The sequence below is a fragment of the Microcella alkalica genome (assembly GCF_014595885.1).
Taxonomy (GTDB): domain Bacteria; phylum Actinomycetota; class Actinomycetes; order Actinomycetales; family Microbacteriaceae; genus Microcella; species Microcella alkaliphila_B.
Map to the genome: position 1 here is coordinate 1 of NZ_JABUKC010000006.1, position 16,987 is coordinate 16,987.

Genomic DNA, 16,987 nt, shown 5'->3' on the forward strand with positions numbered 1-16,987 from the left:
CGGTGCTCGCCGCCGCGAGCCGCCTGGCAGGTCGGGATTTGTCCCCACCGGCTCCCCCAGACGCGGCGGAGCCGCGCCCGGGGCCCCTCGCGCGGCGTGGGCCCACCTGCTCGCAGGTGCAAGCTTGGGTAGCCCGACCAAAGCGAAAGGGCCGTCCGAAGACGGCCCTTTCGCTTTGGTCGGGCTGACAGGATTTGAACCTGCGACCCCTTGACCCCCAGTCAAGTGCGCTACCAAGCTGCGCCACAGCCCGTGGCTGGCCCCGTGAGGCCTAGGAGAGTCTAGCGGTATCGGGGAGGGTGGGCGTGCACGGGGCGGGGCCGTGCGAGAGTCGTGGGTGTGACGACGACACGCGTGCTCGTGACCGGGTTCGAACCGTTCGCAGGCGCCACCAGCAACCCGAGCGGCGACCTCGCACGGCTCGTCGCGCGCCACAGCGCAACCTACGAAGAGCTCGGCATCGACGTGCGTGGCGTCGTGCTGCCCGTCACGTTCGCCGGGGCGGCCGCGGCGCTCGAGCGGGCCGTCGCCGAGCACTCCCCCGACGTCGTCGTCGCGCTGGGGCTGGCCGAGGGGCGCGACGCGATCACGCCGGAGCGCGTCGCGATCAACCTGGACGACGCGCGCATCCCCGACAACGACGGCGCGCAGCCGATCGACGTCGCGATCGAGATGGGCGGGCCCGCGGCGCGCTTCACCGGCCTGCCCGTCAAGACCATGGTCGCGGCGATCCGCGAGGCTGGCGTGCCGGCGAGCGTGTCGCTCTCGGCCGGCAGCTTCGTGTGCAACCACGTCGCGTACGTGCTGGGCGGCATTGCCGAGCGGCATCCGGGGCTGCGGGCCGGGTTCGTGCACGTGCCGGCGACGCCCGACCTCGTGCCGCCCGGGGCGAGCACGCCGACGCTGCGCCTCGACGAGCTCGAGCGGGGCATCCGCGTCGCCATCATCACGGCCGCGACGACGACGCACGATGCGCGCGCCGCCGAGGGCAGCATCCACTGATCGGCTCCACACCGCCTCGAACAGTGCGATGCGCCCCCGGCGGGTCCGGGGCATCAGCGGGCGGTGTAGCCGCCGTCGACGACTAGCTCGGCGCCCGTCATGAACGACGCATCGTCGCTGACGAGGAAGGCGATCGCGGCGGCGAGCTCCTCCGGCTGGGCGATGCGGCCCATGGGCGTCGTCTGCGCGAGCATCGAACGGTCGGTCTCGCCCAGGATCGGCGTGTCGACGAACCCCGGGTGGATCGAGTTCACCCGCACCCCCTCGGTCGCCCAGCCGAGCGCGACCGCCTTCGTGAGCGTGCGCACGGCGCCCTTCGCCGCCGCGTAGCCGGGCGAGGTGCCGAAGCCGCCGACGATGCCGAACATCGACGAGACGTTCACGACGGCGCCGTTCCCGCTCGCCTTGAGCGCCTCGGCGGCGGCCTTGAGGCCGAAGTAGACGCTGTCCTGCGTGACCGAGACGACCTTGCGGTACTCGTCGGTCGCGCTCTGCTCGAGCGGCACGGTATCGCCGATACCGGCATTGTTGACGAGGATGCCCAGGCCCCCGAACGCCTCGATCGAGGCGGCGACAGCGGATGCCCAGCTCGCCTCGCTCGTCACATCGAGGTGCACGGCGACCGCCCGACCCCCGGCCCGCTCGATCTCGGCGACGACGGCTGCGGCCTTGTCGTCCTGAAGGTCGGCGACGACGACGGCCGCACCCTCGCTGGCGAGCCGGATGGCGGTCGCCCGGCCGATGCCACTCGCGGCGCCGGTGACGAGGGCGACGCGGTTCTCAAGACGGTTCATGATGCTTCCCTTCGATCGGCCGGTGGGGCGCGTCGCGGGCGCATTCCCGGCATCTGAACGACAACTGTCGTACAAAAGACAACACACGTCCGTCGCGGTGAATTCCCGACAGCTGTCGCCTACGCTCGTTCGCATGCCGACGACGCCGCCGCAGACCGCCCGCGCCCCGCGCACCGCGGCGACCGCGAACGACCCGCGCTGGGTGCGCTCGCGCGAGCGCCTGCACGCCGCCGTGCTCGAGCTCGCCCGCACCGCTCCCGCCGCATCAATCACCGGCACCGCACTCGCGAGCGCCGCGAGCGTGCACCGCTCGACCATCTACGAGCACGGCACCGACCCCGCCGACGTGCTGCGCAGCGCCCTGCGCGCCGAGCTCGACGAGATCCGCGAGCGGCTCATCGACCCCGCCACGCCCGACACGATCGTCGAGGCCATCGCACGCTCGGCCGACGAGGTCTTCGCCCACATCGAGCGGCACTCCCCCGTATACGTGCGCGAGCTGGCCGCCGGAACCTCCGGCCTCGGCCCCATGCTCGCGGAGCACTTCGCCCGCTCCGTCGCCCTCCTCATCGAGCACGGCGCCCTCACCCCGCCCCGCATCGACGACGACCCGGCCCGGTTCGCCGAGACCGTCGCCGCCGCCTCCGCCGCCACGACCGTCGCCGTCATCACCGACTGGCTGCGCGACCCCGAGCCCCGCGACCGCGAGCTGCTGCAGCGCCGGTGGGGCGCCGTGCAGCCGCCGTGGTGGCCGAAGGCGTGAGCGGGGCGGCCGCCGACCCGAGCGGGGGCGACGCGAGACCGGTCATCCACGTCTCGGCGGCGCTCGTCGTCGATGACACCGGCCGCCTGCTCGTCGTGCGCAAGCGGGGCACGAGCGTCTACATGCAGCCGGGTGGCAAGCCCGAGCCGGGCGAGTCGCCGGCCGAGACGCTCAGTCGCGAGCTCGCCGAAGAGCTCGGGGCGAGCATCCCGCCCCACGAACTGGAACCGCTCGGCCGCTTCACCGCCCCGGCCGCCAACGAGGCCGGCACGACGCTCGTCGCCGACGTGTTCCGCGCCACGCTCACGGCACCCGTCGCGGCCGCCGCCGAGATCGACGACGTGCGCTGGATGCACCCCGACGAGTTCGCGACCACCCCCGTCGCCCCGCTCATCACCGAGCACATGCTGCCGCTCATCGCCGCGCGCCCACCCCGGTGAGTGAGGATCCGTCGCGCGACGGAGGCGCAGCGCGGTGCACGCGTGCTCGACTGGAGCCATGAGCGACGACGAGCAGCCTTCCGATCGCACCACCCCGGCACCGAACGCGGGCGGCCTGCTGGGCCTCGGCATCGTCATGCTCGTCATCGCGGTCAGCCTGACGATCGTGGAGTCGACGCGCCCGGTGGGCTTCACGTTCCTCGCCATCGGGGCGAGCCTCATCGCGATCGGCGCCGCGCTCAGCTCCCGGAACGGCGGCGGTGCCTCTTCGGAGTGAGGATCCGTCGAGAGACGGATGCGGCGCCGCCCCGCACGGTGATCGACTGGGACCATGAACGCCTCGACGCCGACCCGCCGTGACCGCCGACGCTTCCGATTCGACCCCGCCGGCTTCGAGGGCGGCGCCCTCGTGCTCGTCATCATCGCCGTGCCGTTGCTCATCGTGGAGGGCACGCGACCGGCGGGCGCGGCGACGCTCCTCATCGCTGCAGGGATGGTGCTCACGGCCATGGCTTCCCGCCGCCGCAAGCACTAGCCTCGCGCGCATGACGATCGCGATCGCCGCCGCGCAGCAGATGCCCTGGAGCCACGTCGAAGCCGTGCTCGGCACCACCGGCGACGGCCCGACGTGCTGGTGCCGCTGGTTCCTCGACACGAACGCCGAGTTCAACCGGCTCTCGGTCGACGAGAAGCGCGAGCGGCTGCGGGCCGACATCGCGGCGGATGCTCCGCGCGGCCTCATCGCGACCGTCGACGGCGCCCCCGCCGGGTGGGTGGCGGTGGCACCCCGGCGCGAGTATCGGCGCCTGCCGCGCACGAAGGCCCTGCTCGCGGCCCTGCCGGAGGAGCCGTGGGAGGACGAGGCCGTGTGGAGCGTCGTCTGCTTCGTGATCCGCCGCGAGCACCGCGGGGCCGGCCTCAGTGAGGCGCTGCTCGATGCCGCGGTCGACGCCGCGCGTGACGGCGGGGCGACCGTCGTCGAGGGCTACCCGGTCGTGACGGCCGGCAAGCACGACGCGCGCGGGCTGTTCGTCGGCGTCGCCTCCGTGTTCGAGCGCGCGCACTTCGAGCCGGTGGGCGAGATCCTGGGCACGGCGAGCCGGCCGGCGCGGCGGGTCATGCGGCTGTCGCTCGCGGGCGCGTAGAGGCGCCGCGCGCAAGCGGCCTGGCGCGCGATGGCTAGGCCGCGAGCAGCCGCTCGCGCAGGCCGGGCCACGAGCGCGCGAATCCGGGGTGCAGGGGCAGGGCATCCACCTGCTCGATCGCGACCCAGCGCAGCTCGAGGCTCTCCAGATCGGCGACGACGGGGGCGAAGAGCTCATCGACCCGCACGACGACGGTCGTGTACGACCAGTAGCCGAGGTCGACGACGCTCTCGAACAGCACGGTCACGGCGTCGAGCGGCACGCCGGCCTCTTCGTGCGACTCGCGCAGGGCGGCGTCGGCGGCCGACTCGCCGAGCTTCCGGGCCCCGCCCGGGATGCCCCACGTGCCGCCGTGGTGCGACCACACGGCGCGATGCTGCAGCAGGATGCCCGCCTCGGGGTGCCACGCCAGCAGGCCCGCCGCGCCGAAGCGACCCCAGAACCGCTGCCCGTCGGGCCCCTCGACCCAGGCTTCGCCGGGGTCGCGCAGGTGCTCGGGCGGCAGCGGCGGCGGCGTGGTGCGCTCGGCGCCGGAGGCGGGGCCGGGCACCGCTGCGGGAGGCTGCGTCATGGTGCGCTCAGGCTACGGCGCGAACCCTGCGAATCGGCCAGCGACCCGCGTCGCGCATCCCGCCCCGTTCGTCACGCGACGACCGCGCGGAACCCGTGGGTGCGATACGGCAGCAGGATGCCCCCCTCGGCGTCGGCGACCCGCTCACCGAGCGCGCGCACCTCGGCGAGCAGTCGCTCGCGCTCGGCCTCCTCGAGGGCGATGACGTGGCTGCGCGAGGCGGCGAGGTCGACGAGGCCGTCGACGGTGAGCGAGCAGTGCCACGCCCACGTCTCGTGCTCGAGGTCGGTGAACGGCGCGCCGACGACGGGCGGGCCGGCCGCGAGCAGGCTCTCGGCGGCGCTCGAGCGGATGATGCCGCTCAGTTCGAGCACCCACGGCTCGCGCTCGTCGCGCAGGTTCCAGAACAGCCCGAGCCGCCCGCCGGGTCGCAGCACGCGCGCCGCCTCCCGCGAGGCGCGCTCGGGGTCGACCCAGTGCCACGCCTGCCCGAAGGTGACGGCGTCGACCGACAGGTCGTCGACGGGCAGCGCCTCTGCCTCGCCGACGGCGGTGCCGACGGCGGGCAGGCGGCGGCGCAGCTGCTCGAGCATCGTCGGGTCGGGGTCGACGGCGAGCACGGCGTGGCCGGAGCGCGAGAGCTGCGCCGAGAGCTTGCCGGTGCCGGCGCCGACGTCGAGCACGCGCGCGCCGGGGGTGGGCAGCAGCCACGCGATCGCCTCGGGCGGGTAGCCGGGGCGCGCGCGGTCGTAGGCGAGCACGGCGGTGCCGAACGAGGTCGCGATCTCCATCATCGCGACGCTAGGGCACGCCCGCGGCGGCGCGCAGGGGGTTGCGCTCGCCGGCTTCGGGCACTCCGCATCCTGCGATGCCACCATGAGGGGATGCTCGAGCCGCCGTCGATCGCCCCGCCCCTGCCGGGCCGGGCGGTGATCCGTCAGCGCTGGAGCGAGTTCCTCTTCCTCCACTGGCGCGTCGACCCCGCGCTCGTCGCCCCGCACTGCCCGCCCGGCACGCGCCCCGACGTGCACGACGGCAGCGCCTGGGTCGGGCTCGTGCCGTTCGTGCTCGCGCGGCACGCCTTCCTGCCGCTGCCACCCGTACCGGGCCTCGGCACCTTCATCGAGATCAACGTGCGCACCTACGCCGTCGACGACGACGGCAATCGCGGCGTGGTCTTCCGCTCGCTCGAGGCGCAGCACCTCGCGCCCGTGCTCGCGGCGCGGGCCCTCTTCGGCCTCCCGTACCAGTGGGCGGATGCCGCGCTCGAGATCCACGGCGGCGAGCTCGAGTACCGCAGCCGACGTCACCGCCTCGCCGGCCGGGCCGCGCACCCGCTGGTCGAGCGGCCGGCGACGCGCATCCGCGCTCGCGTCGGCACCCAGCCCGTGGATACCCCGCTCAGCCGCTTCCTCACCAACCGGTGGGGCTTTCACGAGCGGCACCTGGGCCGCACCCTCTGGGCGCGCAACCGGCACGAGCCCTGGCCGCTCGTCAAAGCAGAGCTGCTCGAGCTCGACGACAGGCTGCTGGAGTCGGCGGGGTTCGCCGGCCTTGCCGACCGGGCACCCGACTCGGTGCTCGCGACGCCGATCGGCCGCGGCGTGGTCACCGAGTTCGCGGCCGCGCGCTGCGTGCGAGGAGCGCCTAGGGGCGCTGCCTCCTTTCGCGCACTCGCATGTTCACGTTGATGGGCGAGCCCTCGAAGCCCCACACCTCGCGCAGCCGGCGCGTGATGAAGCGACGGTACTGCGGGTCGAGGAACCCCGTCGTGAACAGCACGAAGGTCGGCGGCCGGGTCGACGCCTGCGTCGCGAACAGGATGCGCGGCTGCTTGCCGCCGCGAACCGGGTGCGGATGCTCCTGCGTCAGCTCGGCGATGAACGCGTTGAGCTTGCCGGTCGGGATGCGGGTGTCCCACGACTCGAGCGCGACCTCGAGGGCCGGCACGAGCTTCTCGAGGTGCCGCCCGGTGCGAGCCGAGATGTTGACGCGCGGAGCCCACGACACGTGGGCGAGATCCTGCTCGATCTCGCGCTCGAGGTAGCGGCGGCGCTCGTCGTCGAGCAGATCCCACTTGTTGAAGGCGAGCACGAGCGCGCGGCCCGACTCGAGCACGAGCTCGATGATGCGCACGTCCTGCTCGCTGATCGGCTCGGTCACGTCGATGAGCACGACGGCGACCTCCGCCTTCTCGAGCGCCGCGGCGGTGCGCAGCGAGGCGTAGAAGTCGCTGCCCTGCTGCAGGTGCACGCGGCGACGGATGCCCGCCGTGTCGACGAAGTTCCAGATGCGCCCGCCGAGCTCGATCTGCTCGTCGATCGGGTCGCGCGTCGTGCCGGCGAGCTCGTTGACGACGACGCGCTCCTCGCGCGCCGCCTTGTTGAGCAGGCTCGACTTGCCGACGTTCGGGCGGCCGATGAGGGCCACCTTGCGCGGGCCGCCGAACTCCTGCTTCGCGACGGCCGAGACCTCCGGCAGCACGGTCAGCACGTGGTCGAGCAGGTCGGCGACGCCGCGGCCGTGCACGGCCGACGTCGGCCACGGCTGTCCAAGGCCGAGGCCCCACAGCGCGGCGGCCTCCGGCTCCTGGCGGGCGTCGTCGATCTTGTTCGCGACGAGGATCACCGGCTTCTTCGCCCGGCGCAGCATCTTCACGACGAACTCGTCGGTCGCGGTCGCGCCCGTCATGGCGTCGACGACGAACAGCACGGCGTCGGCAAGCTCGACGGCCACCTCGGCCTGTGCGGCGACGGAGGCGTTGATGCCCGTCGCGTCGGGCTCCCACCCGCCGGTGTCGACGAGCGTGAAGCGGCGGTCGTTCCACTCGGCCTTGTAGGTCACGCGGTCGCGCGTGACACCCGGCGTGTCCTCCACGACGGCCTCGCGGCGGCCGAGGATGCGGTTCACGAGCGCGCTCTTGCCGACGTTCGGCCGGCCGACGATCGCCAGCACCGGCAGGGCGGGCAGCGTGATGATGCCGTCCTCGCCGAGCTCGGCGGCCTCGAGCAGCTCGAGGTCGTCGTCGTCGAGGTCGTAGTCGGCGAGGCCCTTGCGCAGCGACTCCGCGCGCTGATCGCTCAGCTCGTCGTCGAGCTCGGCCAGGCGTGCGGCGACCTGCTCGGCGGCCTGCTGGTCGAGCTCGGGGTACTCGAGCGCAGCATCCGCCGCCTCGTCGCGCCTGTCGGGAGCCTCGGGGTTCTGGTGTGCGGTCATGGGGATCCTCCCCTTCCTTCCTCGCCCACCGGCGAGGCGTGTTCCGCGCCCCCTCCCCTAGGCGGAAGGTGCGGCGCGCACGATGTCGATCAACGCCTGCACCGTCTGCTCGAAGTCGAGCTCGGTGGAGTCGAGGGTCGTGACGCCCTCGGCGGCGTTCATGAAGTCGACGACCTTCAGGTCTTGCGCATCGCGTGCGGCGAGCTGCTGCCCCGTCGACTCGGTCGACGCGCTGCCCAGCTCGGCCGACCTTCTCGTCATTCTAGCCTCAGCGCTCGCGGTCAGCAGCACGCGGGCGGCGGCATCGGGAGCGACAACGGTGGTGATGTCACGCCCCTCGATGATGATGCCGGCCTTCGGGCTGTCGGCGGCGATGCGGCGGAACAGCGCCGTGAGCCCCGCGCGCACCTCCGGCACGCGCGCGACAGCGCTCACGACGGCCGTCACGCGCGGCTCGCGAATGTCGGTCGTGACCTCCTCGCCGCCGACGCGCACGAAGAAGAAGTCGGGGTCGGTGCCCGTGGCGTAGTCGAAGTCGGCGACGCGCGCGGCGACAGCCGCGGCATCCTCGACATCGACCCCCTCGTCGAGGCAGTGCCAGGCGAGCGCGCGGTAGGCGGCGCCGGTGTCGAGGTACGCGAAGCCGAGGCGACGGGCGGCCTCGCGGCTCACGCTCGACTTGCCGCTGCCGGCGGGGCCATCGACGGCCACGATGAGGTCGGTCACTGCGTCTCTCCTTGAGGGGTGGGGTCGCTCAGCTCGCGCCGGCGATGCGCCAGCCGCGGGCCTCGAGCGCCTCGATGAGCGGCGCCTCGGCCTCGGGCACGACCGAGACCTCGGCGAAGCCGATCGGCGCGCCGGGCGAGTGCTCCAGGCGCAGGTCCTCCATGTTGACGCCCAGCTCGCCGATCTCGGTGAGCAGGCGCGCCAGCTGGCCGGGGGTGTCGTCGATCATGACGACGAGCTGCGCGTAGCGGCGGGTCGAGCCGTGCTTGCCGGGGATGCGCGCGACCCCCGCGTTGCCGGCCCCCATGAGGTCGGCGATCGCGCGGCGCGCTCCAGGGGCATCCGGATGCTCGAGCGCCTCGATCGCGGTCGTCACGTCGTCGCGCACCCGCTTCAGGATCGCGGTCACGGGCTCCGCGTTCGCCGCGAGGATCTGCACCCACAGCCCCGGGTCGCTGCCGGCGACGCGCGTGACGTCGCGCACGCCTTGACCCGCGAGACCCACGGCGGCGTCGCTCGCGGCGGTGAGGCGCGCGGCCATGAGGGTCGCGACCAGCTGCGGCACGTGGCTGACCATTGCCACCGAGGCGTCGTGCTCGTCGACCGTCATCTCGACCGGCACCGCGCCGACGTCGAGGATGAGGTCTTCGATCGCCCCGGCGCGGGCGTAGCTGATGCCGTCGTGGCCGGCGAGCACCCAGGGGCGGCCAATGAAGAGGTCGGCGCGGGCCGAGATGGGGCCGCCGCGCTCGCGGCCGGCCATCGGGTGCGTGCCGAGGTAGCGGCTGACGTCGGCGCCGAGCTCGTGCAGTTCGCGCAGGATGCCCGCCTTGACGCTCGCGACATCGGTGACGAGCGCGTCGGGGTGCAGTGCGAGCTCGTGCGCGACCGTGCGGGCCGTGACATCCGGCGGCACCGCCACGACCACGAGGCCGGGCCGGTCGCCGTCGCGCGCGGGGCGGCCGGCGCCGTAGTCGACCGCGAGGCGCACCGCCGTCGGCGAGAGATCGTCGAGGGCGACGTCGACGCCGCGCTCGGTGAGCGCCAGGCCGATGCTCGTGCCGAGCAGGCCCGCGCCGACGATGCGCACGTCGTGCTGCAGGCGGCGGTCGGTCACGAGGCGTCTCCCGGTCGGGGCTTGCGCGGGCTGGGCTTGCGCGGGCTGGGCTTGCGGGCGCGGGGCTTCACCGGCCGGGGCGCCTTCGCCGGCGCCGCCGCCGGTTCGCGGCCCTCCCGCGCATCGCGCGCGAGGGTGAGCAGCGCACCGCGCTCCACCTTAGTGAGTTCGCGCGTGCGGCCGACGGGCAGGGTGCCGAGCGTGAGGGGCCCGAACCGGCGCCGCACGAGCTCGAGCACCGGGTGTCCGACCTCGGCGAGCATCCGCCGCACGATGCGATTGCGTCCGGAGTGCAGCGTCAGCTCGACCATGCTGCGCCCCCGCTGCGGCTCTCCCACGAGACGGGCCCGGTCGGCGGCGATCGGGCCGTCGTCGAGCTCGACGCCCTCGAGCAGTCGGCGCAGCGTCGCCGGGGTCACGATGCCGCGCACCGTGGCGATGTAGGTCTTCTCGACGCCGAAGCGCGGGTGGGCGAGCACGTTGGCGAGCTCGCCGTCGTTCGTGAGCAGCAGCAGCCCGCTCGTCTCGGCGTCGAGGCGGCCGACGTTGTAGAGGCGCTCCTCGAACCGCTGGGTGAACTGCCGCAGGTCGGGGCGGCCGTTCTCGTCGCTCATCGTGCTGACGACGCCGGTCGGCTTGTTGAGCATGATGTAGCGCTTCGTCGCGTCGAGCTGCACCACGACGCCGTCGACGGCGAGCTCGTCGACGCTCGGCTCGATGCGGGCCCCCAGCTCGGTCACCGGCACGCCGTTCACGGTCACCCGACCGGCGGTGATCAGCTGCTCGCTCACGCGCCGCGAGGCCACGCCCGCCGCGGCCATGACCTTCTGCAGCCGCTCGCTCGTCGGGCTGTCGCCGGCGCGGCTCGGGGTGGCGTCGGCACCGGCCGTGTCGCCGTCGCGGAAGGGCTCGTTCCACCAGTCGGCACGACGCTCAGACATCGTCGAAACCCCGACTGCCGTCGTCGAGCAGCGGCGAGATCTTCGGCAGCTCGTCGAGCGAGTTGATGCCGAGCTGCGTCAGCAGCAGATCGGTCGTCGCGTAGTGGATCGCCCCCGTCTCGCTGTCGGTGAAGGCCTCGGTGATGAGGCCGCGGCCCAGCAGCGTGCGCACCACCGAGTCGACGTTCACCGCGCGGATCGACGCGATCGCGCCGCGGCTGATCGGCTGCTTGTAGGCGATGACGGCGAGCGTCTCGAGCGCCGCCTGCGAGAGCTTCGCCGGGCTCTGCGTGTGCACGACGTCGCGCACGACGTCGTCGAACTCCGCCCGCACGTAGAGCCGCCAGCCGCCGCCCACCTCGCGCAGCTCGAACCCGCGGCGAGGGGTGCCGGCCACGCCGTCGTAATCGGCGACGAGCGCGGCGAGGGCGCGCCGCACGTCCGCGACCGGTCGGCCGATGCCGGCGGCGAGGCCCACGACGCTCTGCGGCTCGTCGGCGATCATGAGGATCGCCTCGAGCGCGCGCTCGGTCGCCACCTCGTCGGGGATGCCCGCGGGCGCGCTCTCGACGTCGGTGCCGTCGATCGCCGCGGGCGCTGCCATCTCGGCGGAGGTCTGCTCACTGGCCATAGTCGGCTCCCAGGTTCACGAGGTTCTCGTCGCTCCAGTTCTCGGCCGTCCAGCGCACGGTGAGCTCGCCGAGCGGCTCGAGCTGCTCGAAGCCGACCGCGGCGTGGCGGTACAGCTCGAGCAGGGCGAGGAAGCGCGCGACGATGACGCCCTTCTGGTCGGCGCCGGCGATGAGCTGGCGGAAGGTCACGGGCTCGCCGCGGCGCAGCAGGCTCACGACGTGCGCGGCCTGCTCGCGGATCGAGATGAGCGGCGCGTGCAGGTGGTCGAGGCCGACCACGGGGATCTCGCGCGGCGTGAAGGCCAGCAGGGCGAGGGCGGCGAAGTCGTCGAGGCTCGTCGTCCAGCGCAGCTCGGGCGTGCGCTCGCGGAAGCGATCCTCCAGCCGCACGCTGCGGGCGTGGCGGCCCGACTCGGCGGCCAAGCGCTCGGCGAACCAGGCGCTCGCCTCCTTGAAGGCACGGTACTGCAGCAGGCGGGCGAAGAGCAGGTCGCGGGCCTCCAGCAGCGCGACGTCCTCCGCGTCGACGAGCTCGCCCTGCGGCAGCAGGCTCGCGATCTTCCAGTCGAGCAGTGTCACCGCCACGACGAGGAACTCGCTCGCCTCTTCCAGCTCGTCCTCGCCGTCGAGGCCGCGCAGGTAGGTCAGGAACTCGTCGGTCACCGCGCTCAGCGCGATCTCGGTGATGTCGAGCTCGCGCTTGCTGATGAGGCTCAGCAGGAGGTCGAACGGACCGTCGAACGACGACAGGTGCACGCGGAAGCCGCGCTGAGCATCCTCATTCGTCGTCTCGGCCGGCGCCGCGTCGGGCGCGCTCGCGACGGCGGCGTCGACCTGAGCGTCAGCCTCAGGCGACGGCGCCACGGGCGACCAGCTCTCGCGCCAGCTGGCGGTAGGCCTTCGCGGCCGGGTGATCGGGCGCGTACGTCGTGATCGGCGTGCCCGCGACCGACGCGTCGGGGAACTTCACCGTGCGGCCGATGACCGTCTCGAACACGCGGTCGCCGAACGCCTCGACGACCCGCTCGAGCACCTCGCGCGAGTGCAGCGTGCGCGGGTCGTACATGGTGGCGATGATGCCGTCGAGCGTGATCGCCGGGTTCAGGCGGTCGCGCACCTTGTCGATCGTCTCGACCAGCAGGGCGACGCCGCGCAGGGCGAAGTACTCGCACTCCAGCGGGATCAGCACGCCGTGCGCCGCGGTCAGCGCGTTGACGGTGAGCAGGCCCAGGCTCGGCTGGCAGTCGATGAGCACGACGTCGTAGTCGTCGAGCACCGGCCGCAGCACCCGCGCGAGGATCTGCTCGCGCGCGACCTCGTTGATGAGGTGAACCTCAGCGGCGCTCAGGTCGATGTTCGCCGGGATCACGTCGAAACCCGGCACGCTCGTGCGCTGGATCGCGGCCCGCGTGTCTTTCTCGCGGCCGAGCAGCAGGTCGTAGATCGTCGTCGTGTCGTGGCTCTCGACGCCGAGACCCGCCGACAGGGCGCCTTGCGGGTCGAAGTCGATCGCGAGCACGCGGCGGCCGTACTCGGCGAGGCTCGCGCCGAGGCTGATCGTGGTCGTCGTCTTGCCGACGCCGCCCTTCTGGTTGCAGAGGGCGATGATGCGGGCGGGGCCGTGCTGGTCGAGCGGGGCGGGGGCGTCGAACTCGCGGGCGGGGCGCCCGGTGGGGCCGTTCTTCACTCCGGGGGTCGCGGTCATGCCCGGCAGCTCGGTGCCCGTCGTCGTCTCGCCGCTCATAGCGCCCGAGTCTACTGAGCGCGCGGGCTCGCGGCCGTGCGACGGGCCGTGGGCGGCCCGGCTCGCGCGGGTCGCCGTCGGGTGCGATGCGCAACGCAGGAACCTTGGATCGAGATCGCCGTCGCTGCAGCTGACCAGCGCGCCCGACGCAGCGCGATTCCTGCGTTGCGCATCGCCGGTCGGCGGCGCGGCGCTCGTTGCGCCGCGGCCCGGTGCCGTATTGACTGATCGTCATGAGCGAGGATGCCGTGGCCGGCCCCGACGGCGCCCGCGCCGCCGGCGACTCCCCCGCTGCGATCGCGGCCGACGCCGCGCGCCTGCGCGAGCTCGAGCGGCGCGCGTTCGCGCGTCCCGCGTCGCCCGAGCAGCAGGCCGACGCGGCGGCGGCCGCGGCCGAGCTCGCCGAGCTTCGCGCGCACGCTCGGGCCGTCGCGGGTGGGGTGGGGCGCGCGACGGCGGGTGGGCATCCGGCACCGGGTTCGGGGTGGGGCGACGGCGCTGACTCCCTCCGCGCGGGCGCGGCCGACGGGCCCGCGCACACCGGCGACGCAGACGACGCAGACGACCTCGACGACCCCACGCTCGGCGAGCGCCTGACCGACCTGGCGCGCCGCGGAGTCGCGCAGGCCCGCGCCCTGCCGCGCCGCACGGTGCGTGTCGCCGGTGTCGCGGCGCTCGGCGCGGGACTGCTCGCCGCCTCCGCCGCCGCGGTCGTCACCGCGCTCACCGCTCCGCCGCCGGCGTACGCCGTCTTCGCGACCGACCCGACCCCGTCGGGCGAGCGCCTCAACCTGCAGAACGGCGACGCGATCGCGTGGGCCAATGAGCTCGAGGCTCGCGGCACGATCGTGCTCGAGGGCCCGCACCTGTTCGGCGAGCGCGACGACCAGTTGCGCCTGGGCGTGTACCGCGAGTGGCTCGACGACGAGCGCACCGAGGTGTGCGCATCGTTGGTCTACGGCAACGTCAGCAGCTTCTGGACGACCTGCACGAGCGAGGCTGGCTTCCGTAGCGAGGGGCTGTCAGACCGCTTCGAGCAGGAGGGCGTGCGCATCGACTACGGGTGGGCTCCCGACGGCGCGGTGACGCTCGAGACGACCGTGCTCGGGGCGGCGACCATCGAGGAGGTTCGCGCGCTCGGCCTGCCGGCGGTCGCCGCGATCGAGGAGGTCGAAGTCGACCCAGCCGTCGCGCGCGAGGTGCTGCCCTGGTTCCCCGACGTGATCGCGGGCCCGGTCGAGCTCGGCCGGGAGGATCGGTGGCGGTTCTTCGGCGCGATCATCTCGAGCGACTCGGCACCGTGGGAGGCCTCGCCGCGTCCGCAGATCTGCCTCTCTGCCCGCGACGACCGCACGCGCGCCGACGGCAACGGCATCGTCGTCAACTGCGCCACCGTCGAGCGTTTCATCGACGAGGGGCTCTCGGTGCAGACCGAGGACGGCCTCGTCGCGCAGTGGGATGCTGAGAACGTGTTCGACGCGGAGCTGCCGTGACCGACGACGAACGCCGCGCCCTCTACGGCAGGCCGGCGCCGGGTGACGAGCCCGTGGTCGGGCACGCCCGCGCGACCGAGCCCGCGGAGGGCCAGCACGACCCGGAGCCCACTACCCCCGAGCCCACTTCCACTGCGTCCACCTCCCCGGAGCCCACCGCGTCTTCGTCGCCCGACCGCCGCCGAGCATCCGCCCGCCGCCGCACGGCGATCGCCGTCGCCGCCTCCGTCGCGGTGGTCGCGATCGTCGCGGCCGGAGCGCCGCTCCTCTCGGCCGTGACCGCGCCCCGCGACGAGCCGTCGCTCGCCGTGTTCGACCGCGAGCCCACCGAGCGCGAGCGCGAGATCGAGCGAGGCCCCGCCGCCGGCACCGCGTTCGGCGTGGCGGACGTCGAGGCGCGCCTGCTGCTGTCGATCGAGCTCGACCAGGGCGGCCCGCGTGAAGTGTGGGCGATGCGCACGAAGGGCGGTTGGTTCTCCGCCTCCGACGAGGCGCTCGTGTGCCTGACGACCGACCCGACGGGCGTCGGCGGCAACGGAGGGCTCGGCTGCATGCTCGAGGAGGACCTCGCCCGTCGCGGCTTCATCCCGCTCGAGCAGCCGCGGCCGACGGTCGTCATCGACGGCGAGATCCGCACCGTGGCCTGGGGCCCGACGGGGGATGCTCAGCTCATCGACCCTCCGACGCCGCCGACCGACGACGACGAGCCGTGAGCGACCCGGCCGACGCCGCCCGCCTGCGCGAACTGCAGCGGCGCGCGTTCGCGCGCCCGCGCACCGAAGCCGACGCCCTCGACGCCGCGGCCGCCGCCGCGGAGCTCGCGGCACTGCTGCCGGCGCGCGAGCCAATCGCGACGACGATCGCCTCCGCCCGCGACGCAGCCGACGCGGACGATGCTGACGACAGCGACGATGAACTCTCCCTCGCGCACCGCGCCTGGCGCGCGACGATCGCTCGGATGCACGGCTCGAGCCGTGCCGAGCGACGCGGTGCCGCGATCGCCGCGGTCGCGCTGCTCGCCGCCACGGGCATCCTCGTCGGCGTGCACGCCGCGCTCACCGCACCGCCGCCCGCCTACGCGATCTTCGCCACGCCCGACGGCGGCGCGGACGGCGCGGACAGCGCGGGCGGCACGACGGCGACCGGTGAGACGCCCGACCGCGACGAGGAGACCGCCCGGCGCGACCTCGAGGCGGCAGGCGTCGTGCTCGCCGCGGGCCCGCGCGCCGTCGGTGAGCCGCGCAGCGATCCTCGACTCGTGCTCTACCGGCAGCAGGTCGCCGAGGGGCTCACCGAGCCGTGCCTCGCGCTGCTCGTCGACCGCGGGTTCCTCACCGGGCACGCCTGCACGAGCGAGGCTGCTTTCCGCGCGGAGGGCTTGGAGCGGGAATGGACTGACGGCGGCGCGTTCACCGTCATCTCCGCCTGGCGCCCCGACAGGTCGACCGCGCTGGAGATCGAGCAGCGCGGCGCGGTGACGCTCGACGAGGTGCGGGCGCTCGGCATCCCGGCCCTCGCTCAGCTCGAAGCCCAGCCGACCCCGGCCGAGGAACTCATCTGGAACTACGCCCCCGGCACGCTCGCCGGCCCGCGCCTGCTCGCCGAGATCGACGGCACGCAATGGGTCGGCCTGCTCACCGACGATCAGGACGGCTTCGGGCGCCTCGGCGACGCCCCGCAGTTCTGCCTCTGGGTCGGCGACCGCAACGGCAACGCCGGCGCCTGCACGAGCGTGGAGGACTTCGCCGAGAACGGGATGCTCGCGCCCGACATCGGCGGCGTGGCGAGCGGAGCGAGCCAGCGCTACGCCGCGACCTGGCTGCCCTCCGGCGAGCTCGTGCTCGAGGAGCGCGACGCGACGCCGGACGAGCGCGGCGCGGGGGTCGCGCCGTGAGCCGCGCGACGCTCGTCGCCGCGGCCGTCGCGTCGGGCATCCTCGTCGTCAGCGCCGTCGGCACCGCCGCCCTGACGACGCCGCCACCGCCGTCACTCTCGATCTTCGACCGTCCGCCCACGGCGATGGAGCGCGATCGTGCCGAGGAGTTCGCGACCGGTTCGGTCTTCTACCTCGCGGAGCGGCCCGACGTGCGACTGCTGCTGACGACCGATGAGGGCGGTCGCGCGCAGGACGTCTGGGTGCTGCGCATCGATGGCCCCCACGGCATCCCCGACGCGGAGCTCTGCCTGCTCACGACCCGCCGCGGCAGCGAGCAGGAGTTCTTCGCCGGCTGCATGCCCACCCTCGACGTCGCGCGGCGAGGCTTCGTGCCGCTCGACCAGCCGCCGCCGACCGTCACCGTCGACGGCGAGCAACTGGTGCTGCGCTGGGGGCCGACGGGGGATGCCCGACTCGAACCGCGCGCCGCCGCCGACCCGATCGACGACCCGACCGCCGACGAGTGA

At 73.8% G+C, this 16,987-nt stretch carries 21 protein-coding genes and 1 tRNA gene; 11 read left to right on the plus strand and 11 right to left on the minus strand.

From position 1 onward, the window contains the following. Nucleotides 1-176: 176 nt before the first annotated feature. Nucleotides 177-253 (minus strand) — tRNA-Pro (locus ID804_RS11745). Between the two features lie 86 nt (nt 254-339). On the opposite strand from ID804_RS11745, the gene pcp reads away from it, so the two are divergent. Further along, nucleotides 340-1,002, plus strand: a complete 663-nt coding sequence (gene pcp, locus ID804_RS11750) for a pyroglutamyl-peptidase I (RefSeq protein ID WP_169080373.1) — start codon at nt 340-342, stop codon at nt 1,000-1,002. Between the two features lie 53 nt (nt 1,003-1,055). On the opposite strand, the gene ID804_RS11755 is transcribed toward pcp, so the two are convergent. Continuing rightward, nucleotides 1,056-1,796, minus strand: coding sequence for an SDR family NAD(P)-dependent oxidoreductase (locus ID804_RS11755; protein ID WP_169080375.1), 741 nt, complete (start codon nt 1,794-1,796; stop codon nt 1,056-1,058). 133 nt (nt 1,797-1,929) lie between these two features. Here ID804_RS11755 and ID804_RS11760 point away from each other — a divergent pair, with 133 nt between their 5' ends. Genes ID804_RS11760 through ID804_RS11780 form a run of 5 tightly spaced genes read left to right on the plus strand, consistent with a single transcriptional unit; the run spans nt 1,930 to nt 4,144 of the window. Next, nucleotides 1,930-2,559: a TetR/AcrR family transcriptional regulator gene (locus tag ID804_RS11760; RefSeq protein WP_169080377.1), complete on the plus strand. Its 630-nt coding sequence runs from the start codon at nt 1,930-1,932 to the stop codon at nt 2,557-2,559. Further along, nucleotides 2,556-2,999, plus strand: a complete 444-nt coding sequence (locus tag ID804_RS11765) for an NUDIX hydrolase (RefSeq protein ID WP_169080379.1) — start codon at nt 2,556-2,558, stop codon at nt 2,997-2,999. The genes ID804_RS11760 and ID804_RS11765 overlap by 4 nt, the downstream gene beginning before the upstream one ends. Before the next feature lie 58 nt (nt 3,000-3,057). Further along, nucleotides 3,058-3,276: a hypothetical protein gene (locus ID804_RS11770; RefSeq protein ID WP_169080381.1), complete on the plus strand. Its 219-nt coding sequence runs from the start codon at nt 3,058-3,060 to the stop codon at nt 3,274-3,276. 54 nt (nt 3,277-3,330) lie between these two features. Beyond that, nucleotides 3,331-3,534: a hypothetical protein gene (locus tag ID804_RS11775; protein ID WP_169080383.1), complete on the plus strand. Its 204-nt coding sequence runs from the start codon at nt 3,331-3,333 to the stop codon at nt 3,532-3,534. 10 nt (nt 3,535-3,544) lie between these two features. Continuing rightward, nucleotides 3,545-4,144, plus strand: coding sequence for a GNAT family N-acetyltransferase (locus ID804_RS11780; protein ID WP_169080385.1), 600 nt, complete (start codon nt 3,545-3,547; stop codon nt 4,142-4,144). A 34-nt stretch (nt 4,145-4,178) separates the two neighbouring features. Here the strand turns inward: ID804_RS11780 and ID804_RS11785 are convergent, their stop codons facing one another. Together ID804_RS11785 and ID804_RS11790 are read right to left on the minus strand one after the other, a co-directional pair. Further along, nucleotides 4,179-4,715, minus strand: a complete 537-nt coding sequence (locus ID804_RS11785) for an NUDIX domain-containing protein (RefSeq protein ID WP_169080387.1) — start codon at nt 4,713-4,715, stop codon at nt 4,179-4,181. 71 nt (nt 4,716-4,786) lie between these two features. Then, the gene (locus tag ID804_RS11790; RefSeq protein WP_223159171.1) at nt 4,787-5,506 is read right to left on the minus strand and encodes a class I SAM-dependent methyltransferase; all 720 of its coding nucleotides are present in this window, start codon (nt 5,504-5,506) and stop codon (nt 4,787-4,789) included. Nucleotides 5,507-5,599: 93 nt separating this feature from the next. On the opposite strand from ID804_RS11790, the gene ID804_RS11795 reads away from it, so the two are divergent. Continuing rightward, nucleotides 5,600-6,406, plus strand: a complete 807-nt coding sequence (locus tag ID804_RS11795; RefSeq protein WP_169080391.1) for a YqjF family protein — start codon at nt 5,600-5,602, stop codon at nt 6,404-6,406. Here ID804_RS11795 and der read toward each other — a convergent pair. From der to ID804_RS11830, 7 genes are all read right to left on the minus strand, one after another. Further along, a complete protein-coding gene (gene der, locus ID804_RS11800; RefSeq protein WP_169080393.1) occupies nt 6,363-7,931 on the minus strand; it encodes a ribosome biogenesis GTPase Der in 1,569 nt (522 codons plus the stop codon). The two genes, ID804_RS11795 and der, sit on opposite strands and share 44 nt — an antisense overlap. Nucleotides 7,932-7,988: 57 nt before the next feature. After that, a complete protein-coding gene (cmk, locus tag ID804_RS11805) occupies nt 7,989-8,657 on the minus strand; it encodes a (d)CMP kinase (protein WP_169080395.1) in 669 nt (222 codons plus the stop codon). A gap of 28 nt (nt 8,658-8,685) precedes the next feature. Continuing rightward, nucleotides 8,686-9,774: a prephenate dehydrogenase gene (locus ID804_RS11810; protein WP_317451286.1), complete on the minus strand. Its 1,089-nt coding sequence runs from the start codon at nt 9,772-9,774 to the stop codon at nt 8,686-8,688. Further along, a complete protein-coding gene (locus ID804_RS11815; protein ID WP_248276808.1) occupies nt 9,771-10,595 on the minus strand; it encodes a pseudouridine synthase in 825 nt (274 codons plus the stop codon). Before ID804_RS11815 ends, ID804_RS11810 begins: the two co-directional genes overlap by 4 nt. 112 nt (nt 10,596-10,707) lie before the next feature. Continuing rightward, complete coding sequence (scpB, locus tag ID804_RS11820; RefSeq protein ID WP_188219205.1) at nt 10,708-11,346, minus strand: SMC-Scp complex subunit ScpB; 639 nt, start codon at nt 11,344-11,346, stop codon at nt 10,708-10,710. Further along, nucleotides 11,336-12,211 (minus strand): segregation and condensation protein A, encoded by an 876-nt coding sequence (locus tag ID804_RS11825; protein ID WP_169080399.1) that lies wholly within the window; start codon nt 12,209-12,211, stop codon nt 11,336-11,338. Before ID804_RS11825 ends, scpB begins: the two co-directional genes overlap by 11 nt. Beyond that, nucleotides 12,195-13,052, minus strand: coding sequence for a ParA family protein (locus tag ID804_RS11830; RefSeq protein WP_188219206.1), 858 nt, complete (start codon nt 13,050-13,052; stop codon nt 12,195-12,197). Before ID804_RS11830 ends, ID804_RS11825 begins: the two co-directional genes overlap by 17 nt. Before the next feature lie 272 nt (nt 13,053-13,324). On the opposite strand from ID804_RS11830, the gene ID804_RS11835 reads away from it, so the two are divergent. From ID804_RS11835 to ID804_RS11850, 4 genes are read left to right on the plus strand one after another with little or no spacing between them, the layout of a single operon-like run. Then, nucleotides 13,325-14,584 (plus strand): hypothetical protein, encoded by a 1,260-nt coding sequence (locus tag ID804_RS11835; RefSeq protein WP_169080403.1) that lies wholly within the window; start codon nt 13,325-13,327, stop codon nt 14,582-14,584. Further along, nucleotides 14,581-15,297: a hypothetical protein gene (locus ID804_RS11840; RefSeq protein ID WP_169080405.1), complete on the plus strand. Its 717-nt coding sequence runs from the start codon at nt 14,581-14,583 to the stop codon at nt 15,295-15,297. The genes ID804_RS11835 and ID804_RS11840 overlap by 4 nt, the downstream gene beginning before the upstream one ends. Beyond that, complete coding sequence (locus ID804_RS11845) at nt 15,294-16,478, plus strand: hypothetical protein (RefSeq protein ID WP_169080407.1); 1,185 nt, start codon at nt 15,294-15,296, stop codon at nt 16,476-16,478. Before ID804_RS11840 ends, ID804_RS11845 begins: the two co-directional genes overlap by 4 nt. Then, nucleotides 16,475-16,987: a hypothetical protein gene (locus ID804_RS11850; RefSeq protein WP_169080409.1), complete on the plus strand. Its 513-nt coding sequence runs from the start codon at nt 16,475-16,477 to the stop codon at nt 16,985-16,987. Before ID804_RS11845 ends, ID804_RS11850 begins: the two co-directional genes overlap by 4 nt.